General features: G+C 58.4%; 18 protein-coding genes. 11 read left to right on the plus strand and 7 right to left on the minus strand.

The window, feature by feature from the left end:
• Positions 1-50: 50 nt before the first annotated feature.
• Together hypD and ACXM2N_RS02515 are read right to left on the minus strand one after the other, a co-directional pair.
• Positions 51-1,190, minus strand: a complete 1,140-nt coding sequence (gene hypD, locus ACXM2N_RS02510) for a hydrogenase formation protein HypD (RefSeq protein WP_458489703.1) — start codon at positions 1,188-1,190, stop codon at positions 51-53.
• Positions 1,191-1,206: 16 nt separating this feature from the next.
• Positions 1,207-1,476, minus strand: coding sequence for a HypC/HybG/HupF family hydrogenase formation chaperone (locus ACXM2N_RS02515; RefSeq protein WP_458489705.1), 270 nt, complete (start codon positions 1,474-1,476; stop codon positions 1,207-1,209).
• A 240-nt stretch (positions 1,477-1,716) separates the two neighbouring features.
• On the opposite strand from ACXM2N_RS02515, the gene hypE reads away from it, so the two are divergent.
• Positions 1,717-2,811, plus strand: a complete 1,095-nt coding sequence (hypE, locus tag ACXM2N_RS02520; RefSeq protein WP_458489707.1) for a hydrogenase expression/formation protein HypE — start codon at positions 1,717-1,719, stop codon at positions 2,809-2,811.
• A gap of 87 nt (positions 2,812-2,898) precedes the next feature.
• Positions 2,899-4,857, plus strand: coding sequence for an acyltransferase family protein (locus ACXM2N_RS02525; RefSeq protein ID WP_458489709.1), 1,959 nt, complete (start codon positions 2,899-2,901; stop codon positions 4,855-4,857).
• Positions 4,858-4,931: 74 nt separating this feature from the next.
• On the opposite strand, the gene hypF is transcribed toward ACXM2N_RS02525, so the two are convergent.
• Positions 4,932-7,223 carry a carbamoyltransferase HypF gene (gene hypF / locus ACXM2N_RS02530; protein WP_458489711.1) on the minus strand — a complete coding sequence of 764 codons (2,292 nt, stop codon included), beginning with the start codon at positions 7,221-7,223 and terminating at the stop codon, positions 4,932-4,934.
• Between the two features lie 42 nt (positions 7,224-7,265).
• Between hypF and ACXM2N_RS02535 the strand changes: the two genes are divergently transcribed.
• From ACXM2N_RS02535 to ACXM2N_RS02560, 6 genes are all read left to right on the plus strand, one after another.
• The gene (locus ACXM2N_RS02535) at positions 7,266-7,589 is read left to right on the plus strand and encodes a hydrogenase maturation nickel metallochaperone HypA (protein WP_458489713.1); all 324 of its coding nucleotides are present in this window, start codon (positions 7,266-7,268) and stop codon (positions 7,587-7,589) included.
• 4 nt (positions 7,590-7,593) lie between these two features.
• Positions 7,594-8,475: a hydrogenase nickel incorporation protein HypB gene (hypB, locus tag ACXM2N_RS02540; protein WP_458489715.1), complete on the plus strand. Its 882-nt coding sequence runs from the start codon at positions 7,594-7,596 to the stop codon at positions 8,473-8,475.
• A gap of 370 nt (positions 8,476-8,845) precedes the next feature.
• Positions 8,846-10,051: a hydrogenase small subunit gene (locus ACXM2N_RS02545; RefSeq protein ID WP_458489717.1), complete on the plus strand. Its 1,206-nt coding sequence runs from the start codon at positions 8,846-8,848 to the stop codon at positions 10,049-10,051.
• Between the two features lie 35 nt (positions 10,052-10,086).
• A complete protein-coding gene (locus ACXM2N_RS02550) occupies positions 10,087-11,838 on the plus strand; it encodes a nickel-dependent hydrogenase large subunit (RefSeq protein ID WP_458489719.1) in 1,752 nt (583 codons plus the stop codon).
• Positions 11,835-13,058 carry a Ni/Fe-hydrogenase, b-type cytochrome subunit gene (cybH, locus tag ACXM2N_RS02555; protein ID WP_458489721.1) on the plus strand — a complete coding sequence of 408 codons (1,224 nt, stop codon included), beginning with the start codon at positions 11,835-11,837 and terminating at the stop codon, positions 13,056-13,058. Before ACXM2N_RS02550 ends, cybH begins: the two co-directional genes overlap by 4 nt.
• A gap of 70 nt (positions 13,059-13,128) precedes the next feature.
• Positions 13,129-13,602 carry a HyaD/HybD family hydrogenase maturation endopeptidase gene (locus ACXM2N_RS02560; RefSeq protein WP_458489723.1) on the plus strand — a complete coding sequence of 158 codons (474 nt, stop codon included), beginning with the start codon at positions 13,129-13,131 and terminating at the stop codon, positions 13,600-13,602.
• A 4-nt stretch (positions 13,603-13,606) separates the two neighbouring features.
• Here ACXM2N_RS02560 and ACXM2N_RS02565 read toward each other — a convergent pair whose 3' ends face one another.
• Positions 13,607-13,945, minus strand: coding sequence for a hydrogenase maturation nickel metallochaperone HypA/HybF (locus tag ACXM2N_RS02565; RefSeq protein WP_458489724.1), 339 nt, complete (start codon positions 13,943-13,945; stop codon positions 13,607-13,609).
• A 159-nt stretch (positions 13,946-14,104) separates the two neighbouring features.
• Between ACXM2N_RS02565 and ACXM2N_RS02570 the strand changes: the two genes are divergently transcribed.
• From ACXM2N_RS02570 to ACXM2N_RS02580, 3 genes are all read left to right on the plus strand, one after another.
• On the plus strand, positions 14,105-15,268 hold the full coding sequence (locus ACXM2N_RS02570; RefSeq protein WP_458489726.1) for a nickel-dependent hydrogenase large subunit: 1,164 nt from the start codon (positions 14,105-14,107) through the stop codon (positions 15,266-15,268).
• A gap of 10 nt (positions 15,269-15,278) precedes the next feature.
• On the plus strand, positions 15,279-15,515 hold the full coding sequence (locus tag ACXM2N_RS02575) for a HypC/HybG/HupF family hydrogenase formation chaperone (RefSeq protein ID WP_458489728.1): 237 nt from the start codon (positions 15,279-15,281) through the stop codon (positions 15,513-15,515).
• A gap of 215 nt (positions 15,516-15,730) precedes the next feature.
• Complete coding sequence (locus ACXM2N_RS02580; RefSeq protein ID WP_458489730.1) at positions 15,731-16,339, plus strand: fasciclin domain-containing protein; 609 nt, start codon at positions 15,731-15,733, stop codon at positions 16,337-16,339.
• Positions 16,340-16,404: 65 nt separating this feature from the next.
• On the opposite strand, the gene ACXM2N_RS02585 is transcribed toward ACXM2N_RS02580, so the two are convergent.
• The 3 genes from ACXM2N_RS02585 to ACXM2N_RS02595 all read right to left on the minus strand — a co-directional run bounded on the left by ACXM2N_RS02585 (position 16,405) and on the right by ACXM2N_RS02595 (position 18,808).
• The gene (locus ACXM2N_RS02585; protein WP_458489732.1) at positions 16,405-16,623 is read right to left on the minus strand and encodes a hypothetical protein; all 219 of its coding nucleotides are present in this window, start codon (positions 16,621-16,623) and stop codon (positions 16,405-16,407) included.
• A gap of 261 nt (positions 16,624-16,884) precedes the next feature.
• Positions 16,885-17,145, minus strand: a complete 261-nt coding sequence (locus tag ACXM2N_RS02590; protein ID WP_458489734.1) for a metal-sensitive transcriptional regulator — start codon at positions 17,143-17,145, stop codon at positions 16,885-16,887.
• 19 nt (positions 17,146-17,164) lie between these two features.
• On the minus strand, positions 17,165-18,808 hold the full coding sequence (locus ACXM2N_RS02595) for an FAD-dependent oxidoreductase (RefSeq protein ID WP_458489736.1): 1,644 nt from the start codon (positions 18,806-18,808) through the stop codon (positions 17,165-17,167).
• Positions 18,809-18,997 lie beyond the last annotated feature (189 nt).

The following is an 18,997-nucleotide window of genomic DNA, read 5'->3' on the forward strand; positions in this document are numbered from 1 at the left end:
CCAGTGGGAGGCTTTGGTGGTGGCACTGTGGTAGCGCCCCTAGGGGAGAGCTAGGTGAGGTTAGCGGTCGTGATCTTATCGATTCGGCCGAAGTTGTAGTACGCCGCGCATGCGCCCTCGGGGGAGACCATGCAGGTGCCGATTGGCGTGTCCGGTGTGCATGCGGTGCCGAACACCTTGCACTGCCACGGTTTGATGTGGCCAGTGAGTACAGATCCGCACTCGCACGCCACTGGGTCGGGAACCTGCTTGGACGGGACTTGGAAGATGCGCTCGGCATCCCATTCGGCAAATTCCTCCGAGATACCCATGCCGGAGTTAGGCAGGGTACCAAGTCCGCGCCATTCGAACTCCTCACGAATGGTGAAGACCCGGTCTAGGAGAGCGCGGGCGGATTCGTTGCCCTGTTCGCGCACAACGCGTGCGTACTGGTTTTGTACATGGGCTTTGCCAGCGGCAACGTCACCGGAAACGAACTGGTCTACCAGTTGGGCAACACCCTGCAGGATGTCGAGGGGCTCGAAGCCGCACACGGAGACAGGGCGGCCGAACTCCGTGCAGAGGAACTCGAATGCTTGCGTGCCCACCACCGTGGCCACATGCCCTGGGCCGATGAAGCCGTCCACCTCAGTGGAACCACCGTTAGCGATGGCGCGCAGTGGGGGTTCGATGGTGACGTGGTTGGAGAAGACGGAGAAGTTGGTCACGTTCTTCTGCTTCGCGGCTACCAAGGTCACCGCGGTAGATGGGGTGGTGGTTTCAAAACCCACGGCGAAGAAAACTACCTTCTTGTCCGGGTTGTCCTCAGCGATCTTGAGAGCATCCAGGGGCGAGTAGACAAAGCGCACGTCGCATCCCTGGGCGCGGGCCTGCAAGAGGGACCCATCAGATCCCGGCACCCGCATCATGTCACCAAAAGTAGTCAGGATGACGTCATCTTGGTGGGCAAGCCACAGTGCGTCATCCACGCGTCCCATGGGGATGACACACACGGGGCAACCAGGGCCGTGGACGAGGTCAATGCTCTCCGGCAGGAGGTTCTCGATGCCGTAGCGGTAGATGGTGTGGGTGTGTCCGCCACAAATCTCCATGAGCTTGATGGGGCGGTCGAGCTTTTCTGCCTGATGTTTGATGCGCTCGATGAGCTGGCGGGCCGCGGCGGGGTCACGGAATTCATCAACAAACTTCATAACCTTGTTTCTCCAGCTACTCAATCCGCGAGGTCACGAATGATTCGACCTCATCTTCGTAGGTATTGGCCCCCAACTGTTTGATTTGTTGGAGGGTAGTGTGGGCTTCTTCCTCATCAATCTTTGAAAGGGCAAAGCCAACGTGGACCAGCACCCACTCACCAACTTCTAATCCATCGGCCACCAGAAGGTCCGTGGAGATCATGCGAGTTACCCCGTCAATAGCAACGGTGGCACGGGTGGGATCTTTAATCTCAACGACTTGAGCCGGAACACCTAGACACATTTCTAGCGCTCACGCCTTTCAACCAAATCAAAGTGCGAAAAGTTCACGATACTTCCTCCTACTTTACTGCGTGATTTACGGCCCCAACCAATCTTTAGCTGCGCCGTGGTGAGGCCTCACACCCGTTGGCGCGATGAAAAGGGGGTATGGCGTTCGGAGGGGCAGTGGAACGCTACTAGAGTTTGGAGGGTAGGGATTTATCCTGCGACGAGTGAAGTACTAAGGATCCGGAGAAGCGTCATGGAACCAAAAAACAGGCTGAATGAGGACATTGATAAGGTCAACGACAATATCGTCCGCGTGCGTCGCCGCGGTGGGCGGTTGTTAGATGACCACGTCACACTGTCGCATGGTGCCGGTGGTAAGGCGAGCGCAAGTCTTCTTTCTCACGTTTTCTTTGATGAGTACGGCAACGATCTCCTCGGCCAGGGTGGTGATTCCACCGTGCTGGATTTTGACCTGAACGGCGGGAAGCTAGCTTTTTCCACGGATGGCTATGTGGTTAATCCCATTGAGTTCCCGGGTGGTTCCATCGGAGAGCTCGCCATTAACGGCACCGTCAATGACCTAGCCGTGGCGGGGGCAACGCCACAGTACATTTCCGTGGCTTTCATTCTGGAAGAGGGCTTGGAAATAGAGACCCTGCGCCGGGTGGTCAAGAAACTCAAAGAAGCGGCGGATGCTGCCGGCGTGCAGATCGCCACGGGCGATACCAAGGTGGTGCCTAAGGGTGCCGGCGACAAGGTCTATATCACTACCTCTGGCGTGGGCGTGATCCCGCCAGGTGTCAATGTGGGCTTTGACCAAGTTAAAGCTGGCGACAAAATTTTGGTATCCGGCCCTATTGCGGACCATGGCATGAGCGTGATGTTGGCTCGCGGTGACCTAGCCATTGATGCCCCCATCGAATCAGATTCCCGCGAGGTTGCCTCGCTTGTCCGCGCTTTGCTGACCGCAGTGCCAGACGTTCACTGGATGCGCGACGCCACTCGCGGTGGCCTTGCCACCGTCATGAACGAGCTCGCTGAGACCACCGGCCTCGGCGTCGTCTTGGAGGATGAGGCTATCCCTGTTCGCCCGATGACGCGTGCCGCGTGCGACATGTTGGGCATCGACCCGCTGTACGTGGCAAACGAAGGAACCTTTACAGCAGTGGTCCCCGCCGAGCATGCTGACGACGCGCTCGCGGCAGTGCGTGCTGCGGGCGCTGAAGAAGCTCAGCTGATCGGCCGGATTGTGCACGAACCCGCCGCGGCCGTGGTGCTGGTGACCGGCTTCGGCGGCACTCGCATGGTGGACAAGCTGGTGGGCGATCCGCTGCCGCGAATCTGCTAATAATTTCAGGTATCTTGTTGGCCCGAGCGTAGTAAGCTCTTTGGGGTTTACTAATCCTGCCTATAAAGCGGAAGGGACTTCTGCACAATGAATGTTCCAGTACAACGGGCTCGCCTCAGGCAAGTAACCGGCCTAGATGGGCTGCGCGGCCTCGCAGTCCTCGCGGTTATTGTGTACCACTTCTTTGGTGACCTCCTACCTGGCGGTTACCTGGGAGTGGACATGTTCTTTGTGCTCTCCGGATTCCTGATTACCTCACTACTATTGCGCGAATTTGCGGTGACTAACACGATCAGCCTGAAAGACTTCTGGATCAGGCGATTTAGACGAATCCTGCCCGCCGCGATGGTAGTGCTGTTCACCTGTACGGCGGTGGTAGGTCTTGTTGGCGCCCATGCTCACGGCGGCTCCAGTGACCTCGCGGTGGGAATCCGAGAGCAATTTTTAGGCACCGCGTTCTTTGTGAACAACTGGGTGCAGATCGCCACCAACCAGTCCTACTTCGCCGATAACGAAATCCAGGTATTCGCCCACTACTGGTCGCTTGCAGTAGAAGAACAGTTCTACCTCATCTGGCCACTGGTAGTCATTGCTCTCCTCATGCTTGCCAAGGGCAGGGATCAGGCACGGGGCCGCCGGAAACTGGGCATCCTTACTGTCGTGCTCGCAGTAGCCTCCTTGGTTGGAATGGCTGTTCTCTATGACCCATCAGCCGACCCTACCCGTGTGTACTACGGCACGGACACGCACGCTTTTGGCCTACTCATCGGCGCCCTTCTGGCTACCTTGCTCACTAGCTCATCGCCTGACCCATACGCTGATTCGTGGCCGAGCCACCGCCGTTTCGGGTGGATTGTCAAAGCCTCCGCCAGTACGTACGGTAGCGTCGCACTCGTCCTCTACCTCGCTCAGTTGTTCCTCATGGGCGATGACCTCCCGGTTACCTACCGTGGCGGACTTTTTGCCACCAGCGTCCTTGGCGCAATCATGATTTGGGCAGTTGTGCGCGAGGCTCAACCCCTGCACCTGATTTTCTCCACCGCACCTATGCGCTACCTGGGGCAGAGGTCCTTCTCCCTGTACTTGTGGCACTGGCCAGTGGTGATCATTCTCGATGAACTCTTTGGCACCCGTGCCAACGGCGAAGGCCTTAACTCGTGGTGGATCGGGATAATGGCAGCGGTTGTTTCCTTCGCCTTGGCGGAGGGATCGTACCGGTTGATTGAAAACCCCTTCCGCCGCAAGGGGTACAAGCAGACCATGATCGCCGCGTGGAGGAACCGGCCCTTCGCTCAGCCTGCGGCTAAACGGAAGCAGTTCTCCCTTGCCGCAAGCTACGTGGTTGCTTTCGTAGCGGTCAGCGCAACGCTGTTGGGCACCGCCAACGCGGTGGTTAATTCCTCCGATAAAACCCAGCTGGAAAGCGATCTAGAGCAGCTCGCGAACGGCGCATTGCCCGACGGCGCAAATCAGGCGCTGCCGCCAACGCCCACCCCAGAGCCAGAACCGGAAATCACTCGCCTTAACCCAACCCCTAAAGGTCCAGAAATCACCGCTATTGGTGATTCCGTGATGCTGGCTTCCTCCGCGGCGCTGCAGCAACGGTTCCCCGGAATTAGCATTGACGCCGCCGTCTCACGGCACTACAACGCTGGCGTTCCTATCATCCAATCGCTGAAAGACCAAGGCCTACTACGTAAGTACATCTTCCTCGGTTTTGGAACCAACGGCGCCACCACCGATGCCGGGGAGCTGGAGCAGATCCTTGCCATCGCGGGTGAGGATCGTGTGCTGTTTATTGCTACGCCCTACGGCGATCGCGTGTGGATGCCCCCGGCGCGACAGGAGATTGTGGAGCTGGCGAAAGAACACGACAACGTTTTTATCGCTGACTGGTGCACGCATGCCCAGAACAACCCAGCCATCCTGCGTGAGGATTACATCCACCCAACTTTGGAAGGCGCGACGGAATACGCCACTGCCTTCTACTACGCCAGCTTGCAGTACGCATTTGGTGGTAAAAAGACCACCACCGGTTGCGCTTAGCTGACGTTTAGCCTTCGCGGCGGCGCGTGGGTGAGCAGTAAACCTCGCTGATACCGGCGGCGCGTGGATCCGTCCTAGGGTTGGGTGGCGAGTCGGCCAGCTACGGCGTGTCCGAGGCTGAGCCCGCCGTCATTGGCTGGGACCACGCGGTGCTCAAGCAGCGTTGGGATATGGTGGCGTAGGTGCTGCAGGAAAAGCCGGTTCAACGCGCAGCCGCCGCTGACGCCAATAACATCGGTGTCTGCGTGGGACGCTACCTCACGCAGTTGGTCCGCGATGATGGTGGCGAGCCCGTGGTGGAAGCGCGCCGCGCGCGCTGCCTGCGGTCTCCTGCTTTCTAGGGCCTCGGTGAGAAGTTCGGTGACCGTGGTGGCGTCGGAAAGAATTTCCCCATGATGGGATCGTGCGAGCGCTTCCAGCTGCATGGCAGCCTGCCCTTCATAGGTGATGGTGGCCTCGGAAGCGCCAAGCAGGTAGGCTACCGCGTCGAATAGTCGGCCGGTGGACGATGTCAGCGTCACACCAATGCCGGAGTGAAGCTGAGCTTCAACCACGTCATGCTCACTCGGTGAAGGCGCCACCGGTAGGGGGAATCCCAGCTCATGGCATAGGCCAAATGCGCTTCGCCATGGCGACATCGCAGCCTTGTCTCCACCTATGAGTGGAAACGTAGGCAGGTGCCAAGCACGGGAAAAGGCCGTTCCATCCACGGTGAGGATTTCGCCGCCCCAGATCGTGCCATCGGTGCCAAAGCCGGTGCCATCGAGTGTTGCGACAACACCTTGGGTGTGGCCGTGCTCGGCGAGCAGGCTCAGGGCATGCGCGTGGTGGTGCTGCACTTGGATGAGGTCCACATCGAGTGCGTCGGCGTAGCGCGTTGCCCAGTTGGTGGTCGAATAATCGGGGTGAAGATCGCAGACCACCACCTCAATATCAGCTTTGCGCATGCCCACCAGCTGGTTCACCGCGCGTTCGAAGGCTTGCTGGGTAGCCCAAGAACCCATGTCGCCCACATGTGCTGACACATGCGCATAATCGTCCACCGCCAGCGTGAAGGTGTTCTTCAGTTCGCCGCCAACCCCCAGCACCACAGGGCCTAGGCGCGCTGAGTCCGGCAACCGGACGGGCAGAGGAGCGTAGCCACGGGAACGCCGTGAAGGCAAAGCAACTGCTGCCTCCTGAGAAGGAGTCTCCGCGCGCCACGATGGTGCGATGTACACGGAATCTTCCACTGGGACGTGAATTCCGCGATCATGCATCAAGAACAGATCCGCCATGTGCCCAAGCTCGGCGAGCGCGGTCTCGTTATCAAAGCACAGCGGCTGGCCACCCAGATTTCCGGACGTTGCCACCACTGGGCGGTCAACTAATAAGTAATGCAGCGGTGAATAAGGCAGCATCGCACCGACATCGGAAAGCCCCGGTGCGACAACGTCTGGCAGCAGCCCGGTGCTTGGCGCGATGATGATGGGACGGGCCGGGGAGGCTACTAGAGTGGCATCCACCTCGGCTACGTCCGAGGGATGAGGCGCCATGACCGCAAATGGCTTGTGCGGGCGGTTTTTGAGTTCCCGCAGTCGCATGATGGCTTGTTCGTTCGTGGCGTCGCACATCAAGTGGAAACCGCCAATGCCTTTCACTGCCACGATGAGGCCGTTGTCCCACGCGCGGTGGACCAGCGCGATGAGCTCATCGGTGGTGCCATCTACTGTGTGGACCTCACCCGAGCTGGTCTTGCGTTGGGCATACAAATGAGGACCGCAGTCTGGGCACGCGATGGGCTGCGCGTGGAAGCGCCGGTTGTGGGGATCGGTGTACTCGGCCTCGCACGCCGGGCACATGGGGAAGTCCTTCATGGTAGTCAACGGGCGATCGTAGGGGAGGTCCTCAATGATCGACAGCCGGGGGCCGCAGTCCGTACAGGTGGTGAATGGGTAGTGGTAGCGGCGGTTGGTGGGATCATTGATGTCTGCCAAACAGGCGTCACAGATGCTGACGTCCGGTGCGATGAGTGTGCGCGCGCCGGGGACGTGCACGCTTTCCGTGATGGCGAAGCGGACATCGGAAAGCACAGGCGCAATAGCGCGCTCAGTGCGGTCGATGATATGCGCCAGAGGCGGGAGGTGGGCCTCTAGTTGGGCGCTAAAGGCTGCGAGGGCATCGCTGGGGCCCTGAGCCTCAATGAACACCTCCCGATCGTTATTGCCCACGAACCCGGTGAGGTGGAGTGAGTCGGCTAAGTTTTTGATGGCTGGGCGCATGCCTACACCTTGGACGATGCCGGTGAGCGTGATGGCAACCCGCTGGAGTCCGGGATCTTCGAGGGACGTGTGCAGTGGCGCATTTGGGGTGTTTTCTTCAGCCATGGTTTCAACCTTAGCTAGGGTGAAGGGGTGCATGAAGTAGCGTTGAGTACCCAGTTGGCTCAGGTTGTGTCGCGCGCCGCAGAGGGGCGTGAGGTGACAGCGGTCAACATCAGGGTTGGCGCGCTTCGTCAAGTGGTGCCGGAGACCCTTAGGTATGCGTGGGGGTTTGTCACCAAGGACGGTCCACTTGCCGGTTCGGCGCTGAATGTTGAGTGGGTTGCCGCAATTGTGCGGTGCACGCGGGGTCATGAACGTACGCTTGATGCTAACGAGTATTTGGATGTGCGCTGCCGGGAGTGCGATGCCGCCACGGACGTGGTGGCGGGCGAGGAGTTCGCGGTGGTCGATATTGAAGTGAGAAGGTAAAGCAATGGGACGTTTCCATCGTCACGATGACGGCACGGTTCACTCTCATGAGGGCGGGGATCACCACCACACTCATGACCACGATCATCTCCACGGCACGGGCCCTGGCCAGCACACGCACGATCAGCAGCATGACTTCCGCCCAGGTGCGGAGCATGACCGCCTGAGCATCCCAGATTCCGCGCAGTCTCATCACGGTGACCACACGGCCTATGACACCGGCCGTGAGCGCATTGCTGTGCTGGAGGACATCTTCACTGAAAACGATGTCAAGGCCGCGAACAACCGCAAGCTTTTCGACGCCGCCGGGGTGCGTTGCATCAATGTCATGAGCTCACCCGGCGCCGGCAAGACCACGCTGCTGGAGCGCACCTTGGCCCAAGGCCAAGGCAAGGTGCGCTTCGGAGTAGTGGAAGGTGATATTGAGACGGCGCTTGATTCGCAGCGTCTGGAAGCATTCGGCGCGCAGGTCTCCCTGCTCAACACTGGCAATGGTTTTGGTGGCGAGTGTCACCTAGATGCCCCCATGGTGGCCAGGGCGCTCGAGGGCCTGAACCTAGATGAGCTCGACGTCGTGCTGATCGAGAACGTGGGAAATCTTGTGTGCCCAGCTGAGTTCGAGGTGGGTGAACACGCCAAGGCCATGGTTGCTTCTGTCACCGAGGGCGAGGATAAGCCGCTGAAGTACCCAGTGATGTTCCGCAGCGTTGAGGTATGCGTGGTCAACAAGATAGATCTGCTGCCGTATCTGGACTTTGACATGGACCTTTTCTTAAAGAACCTGCGTCAAGTGAATCCGGACGTGAAGGTCATCCCGATGTCCACCAAGACGGGTGAGGGAGTAGAAGAATGGATGCAGTGGTTATCTTCACAATCGGGGGTATAACCAGTAAATGATTACCACCCATTGATGCAAGTGAGACCTGCTGGGTTGCTAGAGTTTTACTATGTGCCAAAAGAGCGTCATGCGACAGTCTTTCGCATAGGAAGCCTGCCGCGTCACTGCCGTGGCACGCTCATCCAACACCGAAGGGCCACAAGCCCATCGACGTGGGAAAACGTGCCACAGCTAGGGGTGCTCCTCGCGTGATTGTGCAGGGGAGTATCCGCGTTCTTAAAAGCTGATACACAAACTAGCGAACACGTAGGTCAACGTATTTCTAAGGGTCAGGCCCCATATATGGTGCTGGTGATAACCAGGGTGGAGTGAGTGCCCAAAAAAGTGCGTTGCATTGGATAACGTACGAGGGAATTCCATGCATCTTTTAGATACCTGGCAAAAAGGAACGCTGGCGGAGAACCTAGAAAAGAAGGGTGTGAGCCGCCGCGACTTCATGAAGATGTGTAGCTCCATGGCTGCTATCTTTGCCGTTGGTGCCCCGCTTGCGGGCAGAGCTAATGCCCAAGAAGCTGAACTCATCGCCCAAGCTCTGGGTGAGGTTAAAAAACCTAATGTTGCGTGGTTGCAGCTGCAGGAATGCACTGGCTGCATGGAGTCTGTCCTGCGTTCAGGCTCGTCCACTATTGAGGACTTGGTCCTCAATCAGCTCTCCGTTAACTACAACGAGCTCGTCATGGCTGCCTCCGGCGAAGCCGCTGAGAAGGCGTTGCACGATCTTAATCAGGAGCCGCACATCCTCGTGGTGAACGGCTCCGTTTCTTTGGCCGATGACGGCATCTACTGCATGATCGGCGGCAAGACTTCCAAACAGGTGCTGGAGGAGGCCGCAGAGAACGCCACAGCGATCCTTTCTGTGGGCGCCTGCGCGGTGTACGGTTCCGTCCAAGCAGCTCGACCGAACCCAACCCATGCCGTGGGCGTGGATGAAATTATCAAGGACAAGCCGGTGATCAACGTCTCCGGCTGCCCACCAATTGGTGAGGTCATTACAGCCACCATCACCTACCTGCTTACCCACGGTGAGCCACCAAAGGTAGACGCAGAGGGACGTCCACTGTTCGCCTACGATCAGCGCATCCATGATTCCTGTCCGCGTCGTGCTCATTACGATGCCGGTCAAATGGTCCGCGCCTTCGACGATGAAGGCGCCCGCAACGGCTGGTGCCTGTACGAAGTTGGCTGTAAGGGTCCTTCTACCTACAGCCCGTGCCCAATCATCCAGTGGAACATGAAGTCTGGATGGCCCATTGGTCAGGGCCACCCGTGCATTGGCTGCACGGAGAAGGATTTCTTTGACAAGTTCACTCCGTTCTACGAGCAGCTGCCGGACATCACCGGTTTTGGCATTGAGGCGAATGCGGAGAAGGTTGGTTGGGGCTTGGTAGGCGCCGCCGCTGTTGGCGCCGCTGCCCACGGCGGTATCACGCTGTTCAAGGAGATCGGCGTGCGCAACAAGGACAATGAGATCGAACCTATCGCCTCCTTTGGCGACGCCCCACCACAAGGGCAGCATGAGCCCACCACCCCAATGTTTACCGGCAACCCAGAGACCAAGGCCTAACGGCCCTCAACGAGACTTCTGAGATAGGAATAGTCATGGCAGAGAGAATCGTCGTCGATCCGATCACCCGCATTGAGGGCCACCTTCGCATCGAGATGGAAGTTGACGGTGGGGAGATCAAGGATGCCTGGTCAGAGACCACCCAGTATCGCGGCATTGAGAAGATCGTGGAGGGGCGTGACCCCCGCGACGTCTGGGCCTTCGTTGGCCGCATCTGTGGCGTATGCACAGGAACCCACTCCGTGGCGTCCATCACCGCTGTCGAGGATGCCATCGGATGCCGTATCCCAGCGCAGGGCCAGCGCATTCGTGATCTGGTCATGGCCTCCCAAGAGTGCCATGACCACGTAGTGCACTTCTACCACCTGCACGCTCTGGACTGGGTGAATGTGGTTTCCGCTGCAGAAGCTGACCCGATGAAGACCGCCGAGTTCGCCCGCTTCATCGGCTCCACGTGGAAGGGCAACACCCCAGAGCAGTTCCAGAAGGTGAAGGACACCCTGAACTCCGTGCTGGAGTCCGGTCAACTATCGGTCTTTACCGGCGGATACTGGAATCACCCTGATTACCGCCTCCCGCCTGAGGCGAACCTGATGGCGGTATCGCATTACCTGGATGCGCTGCAGTTCCAGCGCTCGATTATCCGCATTAACACCGTGTTCGGTGGCAAGAACCCACACCCTAACTTCCTTGTTGGTGGCATGGCTTGTTCGATTGATCCAAACAAGTCTGAGACTGTCAATCAGGTCCACTTGGATCAGGTTCGCGGCTGGGTGCAGGAAATTGATGACTTCATTCACGGCTGCTACCTCCCTGACGCACTGGCGATCATGGGCGTGTACAAGGACTACTTCGACATCGGTGCAACTGATCCGAACTTCCTTGCCGTGGGCATGGCTGGAGCGACCGTCCGTGGTGATCAGCTCACCCGTTCGCTCTCCAATGCGCACCCTGAGGTCACCCCTGGCGTTATCTTGGACGGAGATTACACCACCGTTCACCCGCTGGATCCAGGCAAGATTAAGGAATACATCTCGTCCGCGTGGTTTAGCTACGAGGAAGGCAATGACGCCGGCGTGCACCCATCGGTAGGTGAGACCACGGTGAACTACACCGGACCTAAGCCTCCGTACACGGACAAGTTCTTGGGCGATAATGACGAGTACACGTGGTCCAAGGCACCGCGTTACGACGGCAAGGTGGTGCAGGTTGGTCCTGTGGCCCGCGTTCTGCTCGCGTACGCGCAGAACGAGCCCCGCACCCGCCAGATTGTTGATGACGCAGCGAAGAAGCTGGGCATCACCATTGACCAGATGAATTCCACCGGCGGCCGAACCCTGGCCCGCTGCGTGGAAGCAGTCACCACGGCAGAAAACCTTAAGGAGAAGCTGCTCCCAGACTTCACCGAGGCGCTCAAGCGCGGCGACTACGATGTCTTCAACCAGTCCACCTGGGAGCCAAGCTCCTGGCCGCAGGACTGTGAAGGCTTTGCCATGATGGAAGTTGCCCGCGGCTGCCTGTCCCACTGGATCCACATCCGCGACGGTAAGACCTTCAACTACCAGGCAGTGGTTCCAACCACCTGGCTCGCCGGCGGCCGTGACCCAATGGGCCAGAAGGGACCGTACGAGCAGGCACTGTCCATGGACGGTAGCCATCCGTTGGAAGATCCATCCCAGCCTTTGGAAGTACTGCGCACCATCCACTCCTTCGACCCCTGCATGTCGTGTGCAGTGCATCTTCTGGACACGGAGGGCAATGAAGTGTTCAAGGTGATGACACAATGACATCTGCAACATCATCCAGGCCAGGTGCATCAGACGCTTCTCGCCGCGAAGCACCGCGCAACGTCATGAGCGTGCTGGAGTCTGTGGCTGTAGCCGACATTGGCCAAGAGACGGTGCTGCGGCTTGCCGCAGCACAGCCTGCAGGCTCCCAAGACCCAGCGGAGCAGGCGATGGCCCGTGCGGTCGGCGCAGAGGGTGTCGATAAGCTCGGAACCGTGGAAAGCTTCAGCCCCGCCTCCGTGCAGCGCAGGTATTCACTAGCAGCGGTGCGCGACGCTAAGCTGCTGGGCAAGCAGTGCGATGTTGCTGTCATGCGCGGTGACGTGGACTCCGTTCTGCGCCAGGCTGCCTCCAGCGGTGAGGCCCGTAAGCTGCTTCTCAAGGGCGTTAAGGCGGAGGAAAAACTAGGTAACCGCTGCATGGCGGTGGCCGTAGCTCCACTGGACGGAAATCAGACCGGTGAATTCGAGCTGAAGGGTTACGTGGCATTCAAACTAGGCATGTATGACCGGGTGAAACCTGAGCGCCGCGGTAACTACACCCGCGTGGAGATGTGGCCCCTAGCGCTGCGTATTCAGCACTGGTTGAACCTCTTGCTGATCGTGGCGTTGTCAGCCACGGGTTACTACATCATGGATCCATTCTTCGGACCGTCCGCGGGCGAGGATACCGGATACCTGTTCGGTCTGATCAGGTTCATCCACTTCGCGGCCGGATTCGGCTGGATCGTCCTGGCGTTCTGGCGCTTGAGCCTGGTGATATTTGCCAAGCAGCGGCAGATGCGCTGGCGCAGCTTGTGGCCAATCTACAACAAGCAAGACGCCATGAACATGTGGCAGCAAATCAAGTACTACCTGTTCATGAGTAAGCATGGCCCAACGTACGTTGGCCATAATGCGCTCCAGCAGTTGACCTACACCGCTATTTACGGCCTGTGTATCGTTCAGATCCTCACCGGCCTGGCGCTGTACGGACTGTACGATCAGTACAACGTGTTCTGGGAAATCTTGAGCTACCCAGTGCACTGGTTTGGCGTTCCCATCATCCGCCTCGTCCACGCACTGATCATGTTCATCATTTGGGCGTTCGTTATCCTGCACGTCTACCTGTGCTTCCGCGCGGATGCGCTTGAGCGTCACGGTGGTGTTTCCGCCATGATTAACGGCGGCGTCTGGATGCCAGCGGGCACCAAGCCTGTCGACGCACCAGAGATCGACTAACTACCCAACAGCGTCTACTGCGGCCCCAGCACCTTACGGGGCCGCAGTCTTCATGAAAGGCCCACTTCTCATGACAGCACCCGTGATCAACGTAATCGGCATTGGCAACACAATTCTGACCGACGACGGCATTGGCCTCGCCATCTTAGAACAGCTCCAAGAAAACCCGCTGCCCGGCGTGAACTACATTGACGGGGGCACCTCCGGCATGGAGCTGCTTCCGGACATCCTGGATGCTGATTACCTTCTCGTCCTCGATGGCCTCAAGCAAGGCACCCCAGGCGAGGTCCACACCTTCGTAGGCGATCAAGTCCCACGCCTGATGACCCAAAACCTCTCACCACACCAAGTGGGGCTGCTGGACCTGCTCAACTCAGCCAAGCTGCTGGGCCAAGAACCAGAAAAAGTGGCTGTGGTGGGGATCGTAGCCGAGTCTGTCGCACTCAACGTAGGCATGACTGATACGGCTTCATCCAGTGTTCCGAACGCTACCAGAGCGGCTCAGGAGATCCTCCAGGAGTGGATGTCAGATGTGACCACTTAGTTTCCTAGTCGCTCACGTCTACCCAGGAAACCTCAAATTCGCCCCCGCCCCGAAGATCACCGGTGGGGGTGTCACACCGCGGGCACAAGAGGGCAAAGTACTCGTCGATGGGCACCTCCGAATTGCAGGTGGTGCACCAGACGGTGGCTGGCACTGCGGTGATATCGAGCCGAGCGTGCTCGCAGCAGGAGCCCACAATGGCCAAAGGCCAGGCGTTCTCGAGGCAGTCTACGTCCACGCCACTGCGCGCGCCCACCTTCAGGCCCACGGCCTCAACGGTTCGGCCATCCGCGGCAGTGCCTACCGCATCCACAACTCCACGAAGCAAACTCAGCTCATGCATGGTTTCCATTATTGCACCGCACATACCGTGCACGGGCGTGTGCTGGGAGGCGAGCACGAAACGCTGGACCCTATCACTCAACAGGTAACGGCGACTACACTGGGACAACGTAGAACGAAACACCAAAAGCGTGGCAACAAGAGCAAGGAGTGAGAGAAGATGACGAACCAGAAGAAAACAGAAAAGTTGGAGCTGAATGCGATCATCGATCCACTCGCTGCAACAGTGGTGGTGACTGAGACCGAAGCAGGCAAGCGTGCCCGCTTCGACGTTGCCGGCGTCCCGCGTGTGGATCCCATGCTCGTGGGCAAGAAGGCAATCGATGTGCCCACCGTGGTAACTCGTCTATGCGGACTGTGTCCAGTGACGCACCACCTTGCAGGTATGGCTGCGTTGGATCAGCTCACCGTTAAGCATGACCGGTTGAGTGATCGCTCTCGTGCCATCCGCCTCTTGTTGCACTACGGTTCGGTGGTGGACGTGATGGGTCCGCGTTTGATTCCGGAGCATGCGTTGGAGCTGAAGAAGTTTGCTCAGCTGACCATGAAGGCGGCGGGAAGCCCTGGGCACTTCCCAGATGTGGCCATCCCAGGTGGAGTGAAGGCTCAGGTTGGCCAGGATGCACTGGAGGAGATTAAACACCAGCTGCACCGGATGATCACTATCACCGCCGAGGCCTTTGAAAACTCTGTTGGTGTGAGCGTTCCTAGGGTTCAGCTGGCCAACGTCAGTGTCTGCAACTTTGATGGCACGCCCAACCCGCTGGGCCAGTATGTGCGCGTGGAGTTTGCTGGCACAGTGGAGCTGATACACGCCAAGGACGTGCCCGCGCGCATTCGCGAGTCCTCGCCGGGCAGCATCACCCCGCGCCCTGAGGTGCTCATTGGCAAGACGTGGCACCCGTACCGAGTGGGCCCTGCTGCGAGGTACTCGGGGCTCACCCCGAACCAGGCGCAGCTGAAGTCCCTGTTGGAGGCGGTGCGCGACATCGCAGACTTAACTGAGTCCAGGGACCTCATTCTGCCGCGTCGCTCGCACGACTTTGAGCTCCACGACGGCCGTGGCGTTGGCCTAGTGGATGGTCCGCGTGGCCTGCTCATCCACAGCTATGAGGTGACCGGTGGGGTGCTCACCGATTGCCAAATCTTAAGCCCCACTGCGCAGAACGAGGGGTGGCTATCCGACATGCTCACGGTGGCTGTTGGGAAGCAGGGCCCTGATCTGGTTGAGGCCTCCATCCGCGCGGCGGATCCGTGCTTGCCGTGTACGTCTGCGCCGATGGGTGCGATGAATGTGCGCGTCACATACGAACCAGGGGAGTAGGCTTAACACTATGTGTCTTGGAATCCCCGCTCAAGTGGTTGAACTCGGCGACATGAACAGTCCCATGCCCATGGGCACCATCAATATGAAGGGCGAGCTCCGCCCGTGTTGCTTCGCCTACGTCCCTGAAGTGGAAGTGGGGGACTGGGTGTTGATCCAGAATAGTTTTGCCATGACGGTGATTGACGATGAGTCTGCTCAGCAGTCGCTCAGCGCCATCGATGACCTTGGCGTGCTTCCGGAATAGTCTCGGTGCGGTTGTGGCGACTTCTCGCTTGCGTACAACCGATTGCTCATTGTTCAATGAATATAAATTTACGCAGATGAAAAGGGCTTGCGGAAAGAAATAAAATTTTTTCCTTGATAGTTGACTTGTCATTAATTAGAGTTGCGCTTAACCAATTGCGCACAATTAAGTGATCTGGTTGACGCCCACTGAACTATCTCCCAAAGGAAATAATTATGAAGAAGACTCTTTCCGCTGCAGTTGCACTCAGCACCGCACTTGTTCTTGCTGCTTGCTCTGATGACTCCAGCACCACCGAGGCTGGCACCACTGAGGTAACCACTGTTGAGACCACCACTACCGAGACTGCGCCAGCTTCTGCTGAGGCAACCACCTCCACTGTTGCTGCATCCGGTGACATCGTTGACACCGCTGTTGAGGCTGGCAACTTCTCCACTCTGGTCTCTGCTGTTCAGGCTGCGGGCCTCGAGGAGACCCTGCGCGGCGACGGACCGTTCACCGTTTTCGCTCCTACCGATGAAGCTTTCGCCGCTCTTCCTGAAGGAACCCTTGATGAGCTCTTGGCTGAGCCGGAAGGTGCCCTCACTGACATCCTGACCTACCACGTTATCCCATCCGAGGTTCTTGCAGCTGACGTTCTAACCATGGATGGCCAGACGGTCCAGACCGTCCAGGGTGCTGAGCTGACCATCAATGTTGATGGTGACAAGGTTTCCCTGACCGACGCTGCTGGCAACACCGTCAACGTCACCAAGACTGACATCGCTACCACCAACGGTGTTATCCACGTCATCGATGGCGTTCTCATGCCAACCGCTGAGTAAAGTCACACTAACTCTCTCGGAACGGATTAAGCTCCCGCGTACTTACGCGGGAGCTTTTTTGGTTCTTAGTCATGGTTCTTGTGCCAACGGGCCACTAGAAGCAGGAGAGTGACCATGGCCAGCAAGAAAAGTGACGGCCACACTGCCGGTTCTTCTTGAAATAAATTCCGAACTCCGGCAATGAGTGCGATGAAGGTGAAGAAACCGACGAATCCCAGAATAGATTCTCGTACCAGCTCTTGGCGCTTCCGCTCTGACGATGACAGTCCATGTTCTTCACTCATGGATGACACTCTAATTGCTGTTGGTCAGTGAGAGGAATTGGGATTGGAGAATGGTACGGCTCACGCTGCTGAGTGTGAATGAGTGATCGGCTCAGAATGAACCGATTTTTCTGGAGTGCATTCATACAACTTAAGTTCCTCGCAATGCCCATTGAGATAGAGAAGACGGGGAAGAAACATTGTCCGGCACCAGAAATTGGCACATGGTTGTGGGTGTCTTTCCGGTGGATGTCCCTTCCCCGACAGTTGATGGTCCTCTTCCTAGCTCAAGGAGAGGAACATCTTCTCCATCTTCTCCAGATCCATGCCGTCGGCGCCTTCAGCTCTGAAGCACTGCTGCATGCCGGTGGCGATGATGGAGTATCCGGCGCGATCAATCGCCTTGGATACAGCGGCGAGCTGAGTGACAGTTTTCTCGCACTCTTCACCTTCCTCGAGCATGCGGATGACCGCTGCGAGTTGGCCATGAGCACGTTTCAAGCGAGTGATGGACTTCTTCATATCCTGTGGGTCGAGTTGCATGGTATCCCAGCCTTTCTCACTAGTCCTCGCTGGCGTATGCTCGCGCCAGCTGACCGTGTGACCATGTGAGGTAGCCGCCATCGAGGTTGGCTACGTCGAAGCCGTGCTGGGCTAGCGTTCTCAGCGCTACATGGCCACGTAGGCCTACTTGGCAGCTCACAATAACTGGTTTATCCTTGTTGATCTCGCCTATTCGTGCGCGGAGTTCATCTACTGGGATGTTGATCGCGCCCGGAATGGATCCCTGTGCGCATTCTCCTGGCGTGCGCACGTCAACGAGCTGCGCACCGTTGTTTAGGAGTTCAGTAACCTCATTCCACTGAACGGTCTTTTCGCCGCGCGCCATGTTGTCCGCCACCATTCCGGCGATGTTGACTGGATCCTTGGCGGAACCAAACTGTGGGGCGTATGCGAGCTCGAGGTCAACGAGGTCGCTTGCTGTGAGTCCGCCGCGCATAGCGGTGGCGATGACATCGATGCGCTTGTCTGCGCCTTCCATGCCCACGGCCTGCGCGCCGAGGATCAGGTCAGTGTCCGCGTCGATGACGAGCTTCAGGTTGAGCTGGCTCGCACCGGGGTAGTAGCCGGCGTGGTTAGCTGGGTGCACGTGCACAACTCGGATGTTCTTAGCGGTGTTGCGGGCTACGCGCTCGTTCCAACCCACGGCAGCAGCCTGCATGCCGAACAGTCCGACGATCGCCGTGCCGAGAACCGGCAGCGCTTTCAGGTCGCGGCCGCTGATCACGTCTGCAACGAGTCGGCCGTGGCGGTTCGCCGTTTGTGCGAGCGGCACGAGCGAGGAAGCGCCCGAATTGTGATCGACCTTCTCCGCAGCATCGCCGAGGGCAAAGATGTGAGGGTTGCTGGTGCGTTGATATTCATCAACAGCAATGCCACCGCCCTCGCTGAGGGTGAGGCCGGCTGCCTGTGCAAGGGTAGTGTCTGGGCGCACGCCGATCGCGGCTACCACCACATCTGCCGGAATCTCCTCACCAGACTCGAGCGTCACGGTGTTCGCGCCGATGGAGGTGGTGTTGGCGTTCAAGCGCAGGTCGACCCCATTTTTCTCGAGGTGTTGAGCGACGATCGCAGCCATCTCCTCGTCGAACGGTGCCAAGATCTGCGGGGCCCGTTCAATCACCGTGACCTGAAGGTCGCGGTGGCGGAGGTTTTCCGCCATCTCAAGTCCGATGAACCCGCCGCCAATCAGGACAACGGATCTCGCGCCCTCAAGGGCGGCGATGATGGTGTCCACATCCTCCACGGTGCGCAACGTGAGTGCACGCTCGATGCCGTCGATAGGCGGGATGAAAGGCTTGGCGCCGGGGGAGAGAACGAGCTCGTCGTAGGCTTGGGTGAAGGTGGTGTTGTCTGCGAGGTTATGTACGGTGACGGTCTTTGCGTCTGGATCAATGTCTGTAACGCGGTGACGGGTGCGGACGTCAATGCCGAAGCGCGCGCCAAGGGATTCAGGGGTCTGCAGGAGAAGGGTAGAGCGCTTCTCAATGACCCCGCCCACGTGATACGGAAGTCCGCAGTTGGCAAAAGATACGTAGCCGCTTGCCTCAAACACGATAATCTCGCGGTGTTCATCGTTGCGGCGCAGGCGGGCTGCGGTGGACATGCCGCCAGCGACACCTCCGACAATAACAGTGGTAGCCATAGCTTTTCTCCTAGAGATATTGTTTGTTATCTGAAGAGGCCCAAAAGGCCGGACTTCCTCTCTTTGCGTGGACAGGTGCACCACTGGCCCTCAGGTACGTTTGCCTTAACGGACTCGATGTGCTGACCGCAGCCAGCCCACGTGGTCTTGCCGCACTTCTTACATGGAACTGGACGACACATGTGTTTT

Source organism: Corynebacterium sp. ZY180755, assembly GCF_054331495.1.